The sequence below is a fragment of the Mesorhizobium sp. M0227 genome (genome assembly GCF_040321855.1).
In the GTDB taxonomy this organism is placed as follows: domain Bacteria; phylum Pseudomonadota; class Alphaproteobacteria; order Rhizobiales; family Rhizobiaceae; genus Mesorhizobium.
In genome coordinates this window covers 74,984-89,271 of sequence record NZ_JAMYSJ010000005.1, presented here as the reverse complement: position 1 = coordinate 89,271, position 14,288 = coordinate 74,984, and the positions used below count along the sequence as shown (strand labels likewise).

The window sequence follows — 14,288 nt, the reverse complement described above, 5'->3', positions numbered from 1 at the left end:
GCATGACCGAGGCAGTGCATGACCGACCGGCCACAAGCAGGGAAAGGAACGGGATTTTCGATGACCGGCAAGCTGCGCCTTCCCTCGCTGAATGCTCTGCGCGTGTTCCACGCGGTCGCGCAGCACAAGAGCTTTCGGCAGGCGGCGGATGAATTGCTGGTCACGCCGCAGGCCGTCGGACAGCAGATCAAGCTTCTGGAGGATACGCTCCAGGTAACGCTGTTCGAGCGTAAGGGCCGGTCGATCGAACTGACCGAGTCGGCCATTCTTCTGTCGCACTATGTCAAAGCCGGCTTCAACGAGTTTGCCGAAGGCGTTCGCCGCGTCACCAAGTCGAACTATCGGGACCGCATCAACCTGAATGCAAGCCCATACTTCGCCACGCACTATCTCCTGCCGCGGCTTTCGTTGTTCCGGGAAATCTTGCCGGGCGCGGATCTGCGCCTGACGACGATGGTCGACCTGCCCGATTTCGGGCGCGACGATATCGATATGACGGTCCAGTGGGGCTACGGCAACTGGTCCGACTATGAAACCACGTTGCTGGTGCCGGACCCGAAGATCATCTGCTGCACGCCGGCGATCGGCGAAAGGATCAAGTCGGCGCATGATCTGACACAGTTCACGTTGCTCGACACCGTCAAGTCGAAGCGTCTGTGGCCGGACATATTGCGCCACCTTGGCGTGGAACTGACGGATGGCGACCGCAGCATCAGCTTCGACGACGCCGCGACCATGCGCCGGGCGACCTTGCAAGGCATAGGTGTGGGCTTGGTTTCCGTCATCGACGCCGAGGAAGATTTCCGAGCGGGCACGCTGGTCGCGCCGATCGGCCGCGACGCCATTGCCGATATGAAGCCAGAGGAAGTCCCGGGCTTCTATCTTGTCGTCCCGCGCGGACATCTGCGTGTGAAGGCGGTCGCCGCACTTCACCGATGGCTGGCTCAGCAGGACTGGCGCGGCGACCTCACGATTTCCTCGTTACCGAAACCGGCCCCGCTTTCCGACTAGAAGCGGCTTCGAGACCGAGGCCTGAAAGACGCTTTTTAGGCCTCCAACAACAAGAAACCAAACAACCTCAACAGTGGAGACGGAACATGAAAATGATGAAATGGGGGGCTTCGGCCCTGGCCCTTGGCCTCGTGCATTTTGCGGCGCCGGCGGAAGCCGCCGGCGGCAAGACGCTCGAAACCGTCAAGGCACGCGGCATGCTGAACTGCACCGGCCATGACGGCTCCTATCTCGGCTTCGCCGAGGTGGACGACAAGGGCAACTGGAAGGGCATGGACATCGACCTCTGCAAGGCGGTAGCCGCGGCCGTGTTCGGCGACCCGGCGAAGCTGAAGGTCGTTCCGATCAGCTGGGCCCAGCGCTGGCCGGCCTTGCAGTCCGGCGATGTCGACATCATCATCAAGGCCTCGGGCGGCACGCTCAGCCGCGACACCGAACTTGGGCTGCAGTTCTCCATGTCCTACTATCTCGGGACCACCAAGGTGATGGCGCACAAGGAGCTGAACCTCAAGTCGCTCAAGGATGCCGCAGGCGGCACGATCTGCATTCCCGCCGGCACCTCGCAGGAACAGCAGGTCGCTGCCTATACGGCCAAGCTCGGCATCAAGCTCGAACCGGTGCTCATCGAGAAGACCGAGGAGCTCGAGCAGGCCTATTTCTCGGGACGCTGCGATCTTTATGCGCAGTGGGGTCCGACACTGGCCATTGCGCGCATCGCCAAGAGCAAGGTCGACGACCACGTCATTCTGCCCGACGTGCTCGCCGTCGAGCCTGAAGTCATGATCATGCGGCAAGGCGACGACAACTGGGTCGACATCGCCAACTGGACGCTGAGCACGCTGATCTTTGCCGAGCAGGAAGGTATTACCTCGAAGAACGTCGACGAGATAAAGGCCAAGCCGACCTCACCGCAGGTCGCCAAATTCCTCGGCGTCACGCCAGGCATGGGCAAAGGTCTCGGGCTCTCCGACGACTGGGCCTACAAGGTGATCAAGAACGTCGGCAACTACGGCGAAATCTTCGATCGCGATCTCGGCAAGGACTCGCCCTACAAGATGGATCGCGAACTGACCAATTTGTGGAACAATGGCGGTGTCCTGTTCCCGCTGGCTGTCGATTGATCCGTTCTGAACGCATCTCGCTCCAGGTCCCGCCCGGCTCCCACCGGGCGGGACCGCGCGGCAATTCGGGAAGGATTTCTGAATGGTCAGCCTGCTGAGAAATCAAAAAGTCCGCAACGCACTGTTGCAGGTCCTGTATGTCGGCTCGATCGCCGCGATGGTGCTTGCCGGCATTGCGATCGCCAGACAGAACCTGGCGGCGCAGGGGATCACCTCCGGATTCGACTTCCTGTTCAAGTCCACGGGCTGGGACCTGAACTTCTCGCTGCTGCCCGCCACGGCGAACGATCCTTATTGGTGGTACTTCCTCATCGGGATCATCAATACGCTGTTTCTGGGAACCGTCGGCCTGACGCTGGCGACGATCGTGGGAACGATCGTCGGCCTGGCGCGAACATCCTCGAACGAATTGGCCCGGCTGCTCGGCCGCACCTATGTGGACATCTTCCGAAACATCCCGCTGATCCTCCAGGTTTTTTTCTGGTATGCCGTCATCACCCATCTGCCGACGCCGCGCGCCGCGCATGAGGGATGGGGCTTTCTCCTCACCAGCCGGGGGCTTTACATTCCGTTCCCCAATGTCAGCAGCGCCGCGCTCGCTGCGGCGACATTGGCTGTGATTGCCGCCATCGCGCTGCCGATCTGGCTGGGCAGGACATCGCGCCTCAGCCTGCCGGTCGGCCAGCGTGGCGGCATCCAGCTTGCCTGCGCGGCGGCGGCACTTGCCTGCGCGGCCGTCGTTCTGGTGGCCGGCCGCCTGGCCGACTTGCCGCTGCTCGATTTCCCGGCGCTGCAAGGTCTCAATCTGAGAGGCGGCCTGCGCATTCCGCCGGAATTTGCGACACTGGCCATCGCGATCGCCATCTATGGCGGCTCCTACATCGCCGAGATCGTGCGCGGCGGGTTCAAGGCTGTCGGCAAGGGCCAGGTCGAGGCGGCTCTTTCCCTGGGCCTCGGCCCGTGGCGGGTCTTCATGCTGGTGCGGCTGCCGCTGGCACTACGCGCCATGCTGCCAATCCTCGCCAACCAGTATGTCTGGCTGATGAAGGCGACCACAATGGGCATCGCGGTGGGCTTCACGGATTTCTTCATGATCGTGGCGCTGACGATCAACCATTCCGGCCAGACAATCGAAGCGATCGGCATCCTGATGGCTGGCTTCCTCGCCATCAACCTCAGCCTCGCCGCCATCTTCAACCGCATCAACAAAGCAATCGCCCTCAAGGGCAACCAGTTGAGGGGGTGAGGGATGGAAATGGTCGTTGTCGCCCCTCCTGCCCTTGGAAAGATCGAGGATCTGAGGCGGCGCTTCTTTGCGACACCCCTGCAGGCATTGCTGTCGCTGGCTTCCCTGGCGATCATGGTCTTCCTGGTCTGGAAGCTCCTGAATTGGGCGGTTTTCTCGGCCGTCTTCACGACGAGCGGCGGACCCGAAGCCTGTCAGGCGGCGGCGGGAGCCTGCTGGTCGGTCATTGCCGCGCGATGGCGCATCATCCTGTTCGGCCTCTATCCCTATGACGAGCAGTGGCGGTCGGCCCTGGCTTGCCTGACCGTCGTGGTCATGACGGTGCTAAGTTGCATTCCGGCCTTCTGGACGGGTCGCCGCATCGCACTCGTATGGGGAGCCGGAACGGCGCTTTTCTACGTGCTGATGAAGGGCGGCGTGCTTGGTCTGCCCTATGTCGGCGAGGAGGCCTGGGGCGGACTGGCGCTGACCCTGTTCATCTTCGTGACCACCTGCCTGATCGGCTTCCCGCTGGCAATCTGCCTGGCGCTGCTGCGCCGCTCCGGCCTGCCATGGATTTCCCGCACCACCGGCCTCATCATCGACGGGGTGCGTTCATTGCCTCTGATCTCGATCCTGTTCACCTTCGCCATCGTGCTGCCGTTCGCACTGCCGCAATGGCTGGTGGGCGACAAGCTGTACCGGGTGATCCTGGGCTCGGCCCTGTTTTTTTCCGCCTACCAGGCGGAGATCGTCAGAGGTGGGATGCAGGGCGTTCCCAGTGGGCAAGAAGAGGCAGCCAAGGCGCTTGGCATGCGCTACTGGCAGCGCGTCGGCCGCATTCTTCTACCGCAGGCCATGCGCAATGCACTGCCGGCGACGATCAACCAGTTCGTGATCTCGTTCAAGGAAACCTCGCTGGTGATCATCGTCGGCTTCTTCGAGATCCTGGCCTCCGGCAATGCCGCCTACGGCACCGGCGAGTGGCGCTTCGCCTATGGCGAGGTCTATGCCTTCATCGCCTTCATCTACTTCATCTTCGTGTTCAGCCTGTCCCGCTATGGCGCTTTTCTCGAGCGCCGTATGTCGGTCGGCGAACGATAGGGGGCGTTTACGTGATTTCAGGAAACCGATCCAGCGGCCCCGCGGTGCTGATCGAAAATCTCGACAAATATTACGGGACATTCCAGGCGCTGCGAAAGGTGAGCTTGTCCGTGGATCGCGGCGAGAGGATCGTCGTCTGCGGCCCGTCCGGCTCCGGCAAGTCCACCATGATCCGCTGCATCAACCGTCTGGAGCAGCACAATGGCGGCCGGATCACCGTGCTCGGCACCGAGCTCAACGACGATGTCGGCAACATCGACGGGATCAGGCGGGAAGTCGGCATGGTGTTCCAGCACTTCAACCTGTTTCCACACATGACGGTGCTGGAGAACTGCATGCTCGCGCCCATGATCGTGCGCAAGGTGCCGCGCGCGGATGCCGAGGCGACCGCCCGGCGCTATCTGGAGAAGGTACGCATTCCTGAACAGGCGATGAAGTATCCCGGTCAGTTGTCCGGCGGCCAGCAACAGCGGGTCGCGATAGCGCGTGCCCTTTGCATGCAGCCCGAGATCATGCTGTTCGATGAGCCGACCTCTGCGCTCGACCCGGAAATGATCGCGGAAGTGCTCGACGTCATAGTCACGCTCGCCTCCGAAGGCATGACAATGATCTGCGTCACGCATGAGATGGGTTTTGCGCGCCGGGTTGCCGACCGGGTAATTTTCATGGATGGAGGCGAGATCGTCGAACAGGCGCCTCCCGATGAATTCTTCACCTTTTCCCGCAACGAGCGCACGCGGCAGTTCCTGTCGCAAGTGCTTGGTCACTGATCGATGCAACGATCCCGCGTCAGGCCGCAGCCATGTCCGTGACTGATCCCGTCACCGTCTTGCGCGAGATGCTCGGACCGAAAGGCTGGCTTTCGGGCAGCGATGCCAGGCCCTATCAGCGCGATTCGCTCGATCGCTACGGCGTCGCGGCTCTGGGCGTAGCCAGGCCTGCGGACACCTCCGAAGTGGCCAGTGTCGTAAAGGCATGCCATGCGGCCGGACTGGCGGTCGTGCCGCAAGGCGGCAACACCGGGCTTTGCGGCGGCGCCGTCGCCGATCGGCCGGATGCGGTGATCGTTTCGCTTTCGCGCATGACGGCGATCGGCAAACCGGACTTGGACAGCGGCTCGATCCTCATCGAGGCGGGGGCCGTGCTTGCCGCGCTGCACGAGGCGCTGGAACCGCACGGCCTGATGTTTCCGATGCATCTCGGCGCGGAAGGCAGCGCCAGGATCGGCGGCCTGGTCGGCACCAATGCCGGCGGCAGCCAGGCATTCCGGTATGGCATGATGCAAGACCTCGTGCTTGGCCTGGAGGTCGTGACCCCTGACGGGGCGATATGGAACGGGCTGCGCGCGGTGCAGAAGGACAATGCCGGCTACCAGTTGCGCAAGCTCTATTGCGGCGCGGAAGGAACGCTTGGCATCGTGACGCGGGCGATCCTGCGGCTCTACCCGATGCCGCAGCGGCAGGCGAGCGCGCTTGTCGTCATGCCCGATTTCGCTGCCGCGGTTTCGTTCGGCACCTTTCTGCGGGGCGAGGCGGGGGAATTCCTGACCGGCCTCGAGTTCTTCTCCGACATCGGGCTGGGACTGGCCCTCAAACACCTGCCCGACCTAGCCTACCAGTTGGAGGCACGCGGCGAGGTCTATGTGCTGGTCGAACTGGCATCGGCCGTCCCCCGCGTTCCACTCGACGAGATACTGGCTTCGGCGCTGGAGTGGGGGATGGAGCAAGGCCTGGTGCTGGACGGAGCATTGGCGGCGACGGGCGCGCATCGCGCACAATTCTGGCGGCTGCGAGAGGAGCAGCCGGAAGGACAGAGGCTGGAAGGCGAGCAGCTGAAGCACGACATCTCGGTGCCTCCGGGCGCTATCGCCCGTTTCGTCGAGGCCGGCGCAGAGATCTGCGACGACATTCTTCCCGGCGTGCGGATAAACCCGTTCGGGCATCTCGGCGACGGCAACATCCACTACAATCTGTCGCCGCCGGAAGGCCGCGCCGATTTTGACGGCAAGGCCGGGCGGTTCGCCGAGGCGCTATCGTCGCTCGCCACGGAAATGGGCGGCAGTTTCGCGGCCGAGCATGGACTTGGCCGCGCCAAGGTCGCCATGGCCGACCGAAACCGCAGTCCGTTGGAGCGCGAACTCATGGCGCGGCTCAAGGATGCATTCGATCCACGGGGAACGATGAATCCGGGCGTGCTGGTGCACGCTGCTCGGCAAAGAAAAACTTTCGAATAGACGGCATTTCTTGATTTCGCCCCGAACCGCCTGCGTGCACCTATGAACCGAAGGCAGGCTCGATCGACCTGCCGCCAAAGTGAGGATGTCGAAGCATGATCCGCAATGGCGGCCGCCTTCTCGTCGAGTGCCTGATCGGGCTTGGCGCGACCAGGAGCTTCGGCGTGCCCGGAGAAAGTTATCTGGCCGTCCTGGACGCGCTGCACGACACGCAGGGAAAGCTGGACTACACGCTTTGCCGCAATGAAGGCGGCGCGGCGTTCATGGCCTCGGCCTACGGCAAGCTTACCGGCTCGCCAGGCATCTGTTTCGTGACGCGCGGCCCAGGCGCCACCAACGCCAGCATCGGCGTTCACACGGCCATGCAGGACAGTTCGCCGATGATCCTGTTCGTCGGCCAGGTCGGCACCGACATGAAGGGCCGCGAAGCCTTTCAGGAAATCGACTACCGGGCGGTGTTCGGCACGGTCGCCAAATGGGCGGTCGAGATCGACGATGTCGCGCGCCTGCCCGAGATTGTGGCGCGGGCATGGACGACCGCATTGACCGGACGACCTGGTCCCGTCGTGGTCGCGCTGCCCGAGGACATGCTGACCACCATGACCGAAGCGGCTCCGCTCAGCGCACCGGTGGCCATTTTCGAGCCGGCGCCGGCGCCGGAAGCGATCGCTTCGGCCTTCAGGCTGCTGGCCAAGGCCGAGAGGCCGGTCCTGCTCATGGGCGGCGCCAACTGGACCGTGGACGGACGCGCGGCGCTACAGGCTTTCGCAGAGGTTTCCGACATCCCTGTCGTGGCGGCCTTTCGCTATCAGGACCAGTTCGACAACCATTCGCCGGTCTTTGTCGGCGAGGCCGGCGTCGGCATGGTGGCGCATGTCAAAGCCCTGCTCCGCGACGCCGACGTGATCCTGGCCGTCAATGTGCGTTTCGGCGAGATGACCACGGACGGCTATACGCTGCTGTCCGTGCCGTTGCCGCGCCAGAAACTGATCCATGCCCATGGCTCCGATCGCGAGATCGGCAAGATCTATGTGCCGGCCATCGGTATCCATGCCGGGCCGAACGCTTTCGCCCGGGCGTTGACGCCCGTCAAAGGCGGCTGGGCGGACTGGCGCGCGACGGCCCGCAAAGCCTATGAAGGGACATTCGGCGCGCCCGTCCAGCCCGGCCCGGTGGACATGGTGGAGGTCAGCGCCTGGCTGCGCGAAAACCTGCCTCCCGACGTCATTCTCACCAACGGCGCCGGCAATTTCACCGTCTGGCCGAACAAGTTCTTCAAGTTCGGGCCGGACGCACGGCTGCTCGCCCCGCAGTCTGGCGCCATGGGCTACGGCCTGCCGGCGGCAATTGCCGCCAAGGTTGCGTTTCCAGAACGCACGGTCGTCTGCTTTGCCGGCGACGGCGACTTCCAGATGAATTGCCAGGAACTCGGAACCGCCATGCAGGCTGGCGCGCAGCCGATCGTGCTGATCCTCAACAACGGCATCTACGGCACGATCCGCGCCCATCAGGAGCGCCACTATCCGGCGCGCGTTTCGGGCACGTCGCTCGAAAACCCTGATTTCGTGACACTGGCAAAGGCCTATGGCTTCCATGCCGAGCGGATCGAGGCGACGCGCGATTTCGCGGCGGCGTTCGATCGGGCGCTCGGATCCGTGACGGGAGCGGTCCTCGACATCGCCATATCTCCCGAAGCGCTGACGCCCCGACAGACCCTTTCCCAGATGCGTGACGCCGCGCTCGCTTCCCAGAAGGCCAAGGCATGACCTCCAAAGACGACATCCGTCTCGGCGCGGACATCGGCGGCACGTTCACCGACGTCGCGCTCGACCTCAGGGGAACGATCTTCTCCACCAAGGTGTTGACCAATTATGCGGCGCCCGAGCAGGCGATCCTGGACGGCATTGCCGTCGTCACGCGCGATGCCGGTATCGCGCTTGCCGAGATCGGCATCATCATCCACGGCACGACGCTGGCGACGAATGCGCTCATCGAACGCCGTGGCGCCAGGACCGCGCTGGTCACCACCGAAGGGTTCCGCGATGTCATCGAGATGCGTACGGAAAACCGCTTCGAGCAGTATGACCTCGACCTGCAGCTGCCGGCGCCGCTAATCCCGCGCGAGCACCGTTTCACGGTAAAGGGCCGGATCGGCGCGGAAGGCCAGGAGCTTCAGCCGCTCGACGAAGCCGCCCTGGAAGGCATTGCCGACCGGATCGGGGCCGGCGGCTTCGGCTCCGTGGCGATCGGCTTCATCCACGCCTACACCAACCCTGATCATGAGCGCCGGGCACGCGCTATCCTGTCCCGCAAGCTTACCATCCCGATTTCGATCAGCGCCGAAGTCTCGCCGCAGATGCGCGAGTTCGAACGCTTCAACACGGTCTGCGCCAACGCCTATGTGCGGCCGCAGATGGCGGACTATCTCGCGCGTTTCCAGACCCGCTTGAAGGAGATGGGCGCCGAGTGCCCGGTCTTCATGATCCATTCGGGCGGCGGTCTGATCTCGGTGGAGACGGCCTCGGAATTTCCCGTGCGCCTCGTCGAGTCCGGCCCGGCCGGCGGCGCCATCTTCGCCGCCGACATCGCCAGGCGATTCGGCCTGGAAAAGGTCGTCTCCTATGACATGGGCGGCACCACTGCAAAGATCTGCCTGATCGAGGATTATGCGCCACGCACCGCCAGAACCTTCGAAGTGGCGCGTACCTATCGCTTCTGCAAAGGTTCCGGCATGCCGATCTCCATTCCCGTGATCGAGATGATCGAGATCGGCGCCGGCGGCGGCTCGATCGCCTGGGTCGACGCCATGGGCCGCATCCAGACCGGTCCCGAAAGTGCCGGATCGGAACCTGGCCCGGCCTGCTACGGCCGCGGCGGCAGGCGCCCGGCCATCACAGATGCCGACCTGGTGCTCGGCAAGCTCGATCCCGACAATTTCGCCGGCGGCGCCATCAGGCTGGACACGTCCGCATCCGAACAGGCGATCCTGCGCGATGTCGGCGAACGCCTGTCGCTCGATGCCATGGCGACGGCCTTCGGCATCTGCGAGGTGGTGGACGAGAACATGGCCAATGCCGCCCGCGTCCATGCCGTCGAAAACGGCAAAAACATTTCCGACAACGTGATGATCGCCTTCGGTGGCGCGGCCCCGCTTCACGCCGCGAGGCTTTGCGAGAAACTCGGTATCGACCAGTGCATCGTCCCCAAGGGCGCGGGCGTCGGATCGGCGATCGGCTTCCTCAAGGCTCCGTTCGGCTACGAAGCCCTGGCATCCCGGCTGACGCGGCTGTCGCAGTTCAAGCCGGCCGAGGCCAATGCTTTGCTCGACGACCTCAAAGTGTCAGCCGAAAGCTTCGTGCGGGCAGGGGCCAACGGTACGATCACATGCGAAATCACCGCCTTCATGCGCTACGCCGGCCAGGGCTGGGAAATCCCCGTGCCGCTGCCGGACAAGCCGTTCGGCAACGATGCCGCAACCACGCTCGAGGATTTGTTCCAGGCGAATTACCAACGCTTCTTCGGCCGCGCCATCGAAGGACTTGGCGGCCTGGAAATCGAGATCGTCACCTGGTCCGTGAAGGCGACGGATGTCCGGCCTGCTGTCGCCAGGCACGAGCTGATCACCGGCAAGCGGACCACTCAGCCGGCAACAAGCCGCGCGGTGTTCGATCCGGCCAGCGGTGCGCCACGGACCTATGGCATCGTCGAACGGGAGGGGCTGTGCACCGGCGATCGGGTGGCGGGCCCGGTCATCATCGTCGAACGCGAGACGTCCACCGTCGTCACCACGAGCTTCGACGCCGTCATCCAGAGCGACGGCGCAATCCTTCTGATCCGCAAAGGCAGCCAGGCATGAGCGACATCAGTGAAATCCGCATGCAGGTTATGTGGAACCGGTTGATCTCGGTGGTCGAGGAGCAGGCCCTCACCTTGCTGCGCACGGCTTTCTCGACATCGGTGCGCGAATCCGGCGACCTGTCGGCGGGCGTGTTCGATCCCCGCGGCCAGATGCTGGCACAGGCGGTGACGGGAACGCCCGGCCATGTCAACACCATGGCCGAGGCGGTGCTGCATTTCATGAATGAAATCCCGCGCGAAACCATGTTCGAGGGCGACACCTACGTCACCAATGACCCCTGGTTGGGCACGGGCCACCTGCACGACATCACCATGGTGTCGCCGTCGTTCCTGAACGGCGAATTGGTTGCGTTCTTCGCCTGCACTGCGCATGTGGTCGATGTCGGTGGGCGCGGCTTCGGCGCTGACGGCAAGTCGGTCTACGAGGAAGGTATCCAGATCCCGATCATGAAGTTCGCGGAGAAGGGCAAGGTCAATTTCGATCTCGTCAGGATCCTGCGCGCCAACGTCCGCGAGCCGAACCAGGTCGTCGGCGATTTCTATTCGCTCGCCGCCTGCAACGAAGTCGGCCACCGACGCCTCGTCGACATGATGAAGGAGATCGGCCTGGCATCGCTGGACGGGCTTGGCGAGTTCATCTTCTCGCGCACCCGCGACGCCATGGTCGAACGCATCAAGGCGATGCCCAAAGGCAGCTGGTCGAACGCGCTGGTGACCGACGGCTACGACAAGCCGGTGAAGCTCGCGGCGACCGTCACGGTTCGGGACGCCGGCGTCGAGGTCGATTTCACCGGTACCGACCCGATGAGCCGATGGGGCATCAACTGCCCGATCATCTACAGCAAGGCCTATGCCTGCTACGCGTTGAAATGCGTGGTGGCGCCCGATATTCCTAACAATGCCGCGTCGCTCGCCTTCTTCACCGTGTCGTCTCCGGTCAACATCCTGAACGCCGTGCGGCCGGCGCCGGTGGCGCTCAGGCACATCTTCGGCCACATGGTTCCCGATCTGGTGCTCGGCGCGATCGCCAAGGCGATGCCCGGCAAGATTCTTGCCGAGGGCGCCGGCGCACTGTGGAACATCCATATCTCGGTTCGGCCGGTCTCCGGCGGTTCGGGCCGCCGCGCCGAGGTGCTGATGTTCAATTCCGGCGGCATGGGCGCGCGCCCCGGCCTCGACGGATTGTCGGCGACGGCCTTCCCCTCCGGCGTCCATACGATGCCGATCGAGGCAACGGAGCACACCGGCCCGATCGTCATCTGGCGCAAGGAGCTGCGGCCCGATTCCGGCGGCGACGGCGAGTTCCGCGGCGGGCTCGGGCAGGTTATCGAAATCGAGGCGATCGAGGGCCATGAATTCGACTTTTCGGCCATGTTCGACCGCGTCAATCATCCCGCCCACGGGCGCAACGGCGGCGGGCCTGGAGTGGCCGGCGTGGTCAGGCTGGACGATGGCACGCAGATGCGACCCAAAGGTTGGCAGCATGTTCCGGCCGGCCGTCGGCTGATCCTCCAATTGCCGGGCGGCGGCGGCTATGGCGATCCGTCCAAGCGCAGCACCGAGGCGCGGGCGAACGACCGCTCCAAGGAATACATTTCGGAGAACGGCAAATGAGCTACATTGCCTCGCGCCTGTCTGCGGTGAAGCCTTCGGCGTCCATGGCTGCTTCGCAAGCAGCCAAGGCCCTGCGCGCCAAGGGCGTCGACGTGATCGATCTTGGCTTGGGCGAGCCGGATTTCCCGACACCGAGCCACATCATCGAAGCGGCGCATTTCGCCGCGAAGGCCGGCCAGACGCTATACACGGGTGCCGCCGGCACGGCCGAGGTGCGCGAAGCCGTGGCCGGCAAGTTCCGCCGCGAAAACGGACTGGACTACACGGCGGACGACGTCGTCGTGGCCAATGGCGCCAAGCAGATCATCTTCAACGCGCTGATGGCGACGCTGGAGTCTGGTGACGAAGCGATCCTGCCGGCGCCCTACTTCGTCTCCTATCCCGAGATGGTGAAGCTGCTCGGCGGCACGCCTGTCGTTATCGAGTGCCCGGAAACTTCGGGCTTCCGGCTGACGCCGGAGCTGCTCGAAAAAGCCATCACGCCAAGGACGAAATGGCTGTTCCTCAACATGCCCGGCAACCCCTCCGGCGCCATATATTCGCAATCGGACCTGCGGGCACTCGGAGCGGTTTTGGCAAGGCATCCGCAGGTGCTGGTGCTTTCCGACGAGATTTACGAGCACATCCTGTTCGACGGACGCGACTTCGTCTCCTTCGGCAAGGCTTGCCCGGAACTCAGGGACCGCACCCTGATCGTCAACGGCGTCTCCAAATCCTATGCGATGACCGGGTGGCGTGTCGGCTATGCCGCCGGGCCGGCGCCGCTCACCAGGGCGATGGCGACCATCCAGAGCCAGTCCTGCACGTCCGTCTGCTCGATCGCGCAAGCGGCGACGGTGGCCGCGCTCAACGGCCCCCAGGACGAGGTGGCACGCTTTCGGCAGGCGTTCGAGGCGCGCCGCGATCTCGTCGTCGACGGCATCAGGCGAATCAACGGTCTTACGCTTTCGCCACCGGAAGGCGCCTTCTATGCCTATATCGGCTGCGCCAGCCTGATCGGCCGCAGGACCCCAAAAGGCGTCGTGCTCGATGACGACACGGCAGTGGCGAATTATCTCCTGAACGAAGGGCGCGTGGCCTCGGTGCCGGGCGCCGCCTATGGACTTTCACCCTATTTCCGCATCTCGACCGCGACCGGCGAAGAGGTGCTGACCGAAGCGATCGCGCGCATCAACGCCGCCGTCGCGCAAGTGGAGTAGATCATGCCGCATTACGAACGCATCCTGATCACCGGCGCAGCCGGCCGCCTCGGTTCGGAACTGCGAAAGGGGCTGGTGCCGCTGGCAAAAACGATCCGCCTGGCAGGCCGCGAACCGTTCGGCGATCTTGCTCTACACGAGGAAGAAGCGGTCTTCGACCTCGCTGATATGGAGGCGACGATTGCCGCCACCAAGGATTGCGACGCGATCGTGCATTTCGGCGGCGCACCACTCGAATGCGAATGGCAAACCATCCTGGACTCCAGCATCCGCGGCTCCTATCACATCTACGAGGGCGCCCGGAAACACGGCGTGAAACGAGTCATCTATGCCTCCTCCGTACATGCCGTCGGCTATCACGAGGTCGAGGCGCATATCGGCGTCGACGTGCCGGTCCGTCCCGACAGCCTCTATGGCGTGTCGAAGAACTTCGTCGAGAGCCTGAGCCGGCTTTACTGGGACAAGTTCGGCATCGAGACGGCGTGCCTGCGCATCTTTTCATCCTTCCCCGAACCGGCGGACCGTCGCATGCTGTGGTCATACCTCTCCTTCGCCGACTGTGTGCGTCTGGTCGAGGCAGCTCTCACCGCGCCGCGCGTCGGCCATACGATCTCCTTCGGCCTTTCCGACAACAAGGTGAAAACGGTCGACAACAGCGGCGCCAACCATCTGGGGTTTTCTCCGCAGGATAGTGCCGAGCCGTTCCGCGCAGCGGTCGAGGCGAAGACGCAGATTCCGGATCCCAAGGCGCCATCGGTGAAGTATCTGGGCGGGTGGTTCTGCGAGCTTGGCCATCCGGACGACAAGCGGGCGTAGCTATCGAAATACCATCCGCTAGATGGCGCAGACCGGAAGCCGAGATGCGGCAGGCGATGGATTCACGCATGGTGGCGGAGATCGAGCAGGTTGTCGGCGGTCGTCAT

General features: G+C 63.8%; 11 protein-coding genes. All 11 read left to right on the top strand.

Features of this window, described 5'->3' with window-relative positions; translation table 11 throughout:
* Window positions 1-60 precede the first annotated feature (60 nt).
* The 11 genes from NKJ00_RS09275 to NKJ00_RS09225 all read left to right on the top strand — a co-directional run bounded on the left by NKJ00_RS09275 (window position 61) and on the right by NKJ00_RS09225 (window position 14,181).
* Window positions 61-1,011 carry a LysR substrate-binding domain-containing protein gene (locus NKJ00_RS09275; protein ID WP_023810154.1) on the top strand — a complete coding sequence of 317 codons (951 nt, stop codon included), beginning with the start codon at window positions 61-63 and terminating at the stop codon, window positions 1,009-1,011.
* Between the two features lie 86 nt (window positions 1,012-1,097).
* Window positions 1,098-2,132: an amino acid ABC transporter substrate-binding protein gene (locus NKJ00_RS09270; protein WP_352610254.1), complete on the top strand. Its 1,035-nt coding sequence runs from the start codon at window positions 1,098-1,100 to the stop codon at window positions 2,130-2,132.
* 82 nt (window positions 2,133-2,214) lie between these two features.
* Window positions 2,215-3,378: an ABC transporter permease subunit gene (locus NKJ00_RS09265; RefSeq protein WP_023810152.1), complete on the top strand. Its 1,164-nt coding sequence runs from the start codon at window positions 2,215-2,217 to the stop codon at window positions 3,376-3,378.
* Window positions 3,379-3,381: 3 nt separating this feature from the next.
* Window positions 3,382-4,461, top strand: coding sequence for an amino acid ABC transporter permease (locus NKJ00_RS09260; protein ID WP_352629538.1), 1,080 nt, complete (start codon window positions 3,382-3,384; stop codon window positions 4,459-4,461).
* An 11-nt stretch (window positions 4,462-4,472) separates the two neighbouring features.
* Window positions 4,473-5,231, top strand: coding sequence for an amino acid ABC transporter ATP-binding protein (locus NKJ00_RS09255; protein WP_031212843.1), 759 nt, complete (start codon window positions 4,473-4,475; stop codon window positions 5,229-5,231).
* A gap of 32 nt (window positions 5,232-5,263) precedes the next feature.
* Window positions 5,264-6,694 (top strand): FAD-binding oxidoreductase, encoded by a 1,431-nt coding sequence (locus NKJ00_RS09250; RefSeq protein WP_245273150.1) that lies wholly within the window; start codon window positions 5,264-5,266, stop codon window positions 6,692-6,694.
* Between the two features lie 95 nt (window positions 6,695-6,789).
* On the top strand, window positions 6,790-8,460 hold the full coding sequence (locus NKJ00_RS09245) for a thiamine pyrophosphate-binding protein (protein WP_023810148.1): 1,671 nt from the start codon (window positions 6,790-6,792) through the stop codon (window positions 8,458-8,460).
* Window positions 8,457-10,550 carry a hydantoinase/oxoprolinase family protein gene (locus NKJ00_RS09240; RefSeq protein WP_352440889.1) on the top strand — a complete coding sequence of 698 codons (2,094 nt, stop codon included), beginning with the start codon at window positions 8,457-8,459 and terminating at the stop codon, window positions 10,548-10,550. Before NKJ00_RS09245 ends, NKJ00_RS09240 begins: the two co-directional genes overlap by 4 nt.
* Window positions 10,547-12,166, top strand: coding sequence for a hydantoinase B/oxoprolinase family protein (locus tag NKJ00_RS09235; protein ID WP_352440890.1), 1,620 nt, complete (start codon window positions 10,547-10,549; stop codon window positions 12,164-12,166). The genes NKJ00_RS09240 and NKJ00_RS09235 overlap by 4 nt, the downstream gene beginning before the upstream one ends.
* A complete protein-coding gene (locus tag NKJ00_RS09230; protein ID WP_352440891.1) occupies window positions 12,163-13,365 on the top strand; it encodes a pyridoxal phosphate-dependent aminotransferase in 1,203 nt (400 codons plus the stop codon). The genes NKJ00_RS09235 and NKJ00_RS09230 overlap by 4 nt, the downstream gene beginning before the upstream one ends.
* A 3-nt stretch (window positions 13,366-13,368) precedes the next feature.
* Window positions 13,369-14,181: an NAD-dependent epimerase/dehydratase family protein gene (locus NKJ00_RS09225; RefSeq protein ID WP_352440892.1), complete on the top strand. Its 813-nt coding sequence runs from the start codon at window positions 13,369-13,371 to the stop codon at window positions 14,179-14,181.
* Window positions 14,182-14,288 lie beyond the last annotated feature (107 nt).

Coding starts and splice junctions, on each gene's coding strand:
- NKJ00_RS09275 (WP_023810154.1), top strand. CDS start 61: ATGACCGGCAAGCTGCGCCTTCCCTCGCTGAATGCTCTGCGCGTGTTC.
- NKJ00_RS09270 (WP_352610254.1), top strand. CDS start 1,098: ATGAAAATGATGAAATGGGGGGCTTCGGCCCTGGCCCTTGGCCTCGTG.
- NKJ00_RS09265 (WP_023810152.1), top strand. CDS start 2,215: ATGGTCAGCCTGCTGAGAAATCAAAAAGTCCGCAACGCACTGTTGCAG.
- NKJ00_RS09260 (WP_352629538.1), top strand. CDS start 3,382: ATGGAAATGGTCGTTGTCGCCCCTCCTGCCCTTGGAAAGATCGAGGAT.
- NKJ00_RS09250 (WP_245273150.1), top strand. CDS start 5,264: ATGTCCGTGACTGATCCCGTCACCGTCTTGCGCGAGATGCTCGGACCG.
- NKJ00_RS09245 (WP_023810148.1), top strand. CDS start 6,790: ATGATCCGCAATGGCGGCCGCCTTCTCGTCGAGTGCCTGATCGGGCTT.
- NKJ00_RS09240 (WP_352440889.1), top strand. CDS start 8,457: ATGACCTCCAAAGACGACATCCGTCTCGGCGCGGACATCGGCGGCACG.
- NKJ00_RS09235 (WP_352440890.1), top strand. CDS start 10,547: ATGAGCGACATCAGTGAAATCCGCATGCAGGTTATGTGGAACCGGTTG.
- NKJ00_RS09230 (WP_352440891.1), top strand. CDS start 12,163: ATGAGCTACATTGCCTCGCGCCTGTCTGCGGTGAAGCCTTCGGCGTCC.
- NKJ00_RS09225 (WP_352440892.1), top strand. CDS start 13,369: ATGCCGCATTACGAACGCATCCTGATCACCGGCGCAGCCGGCCGCCTC.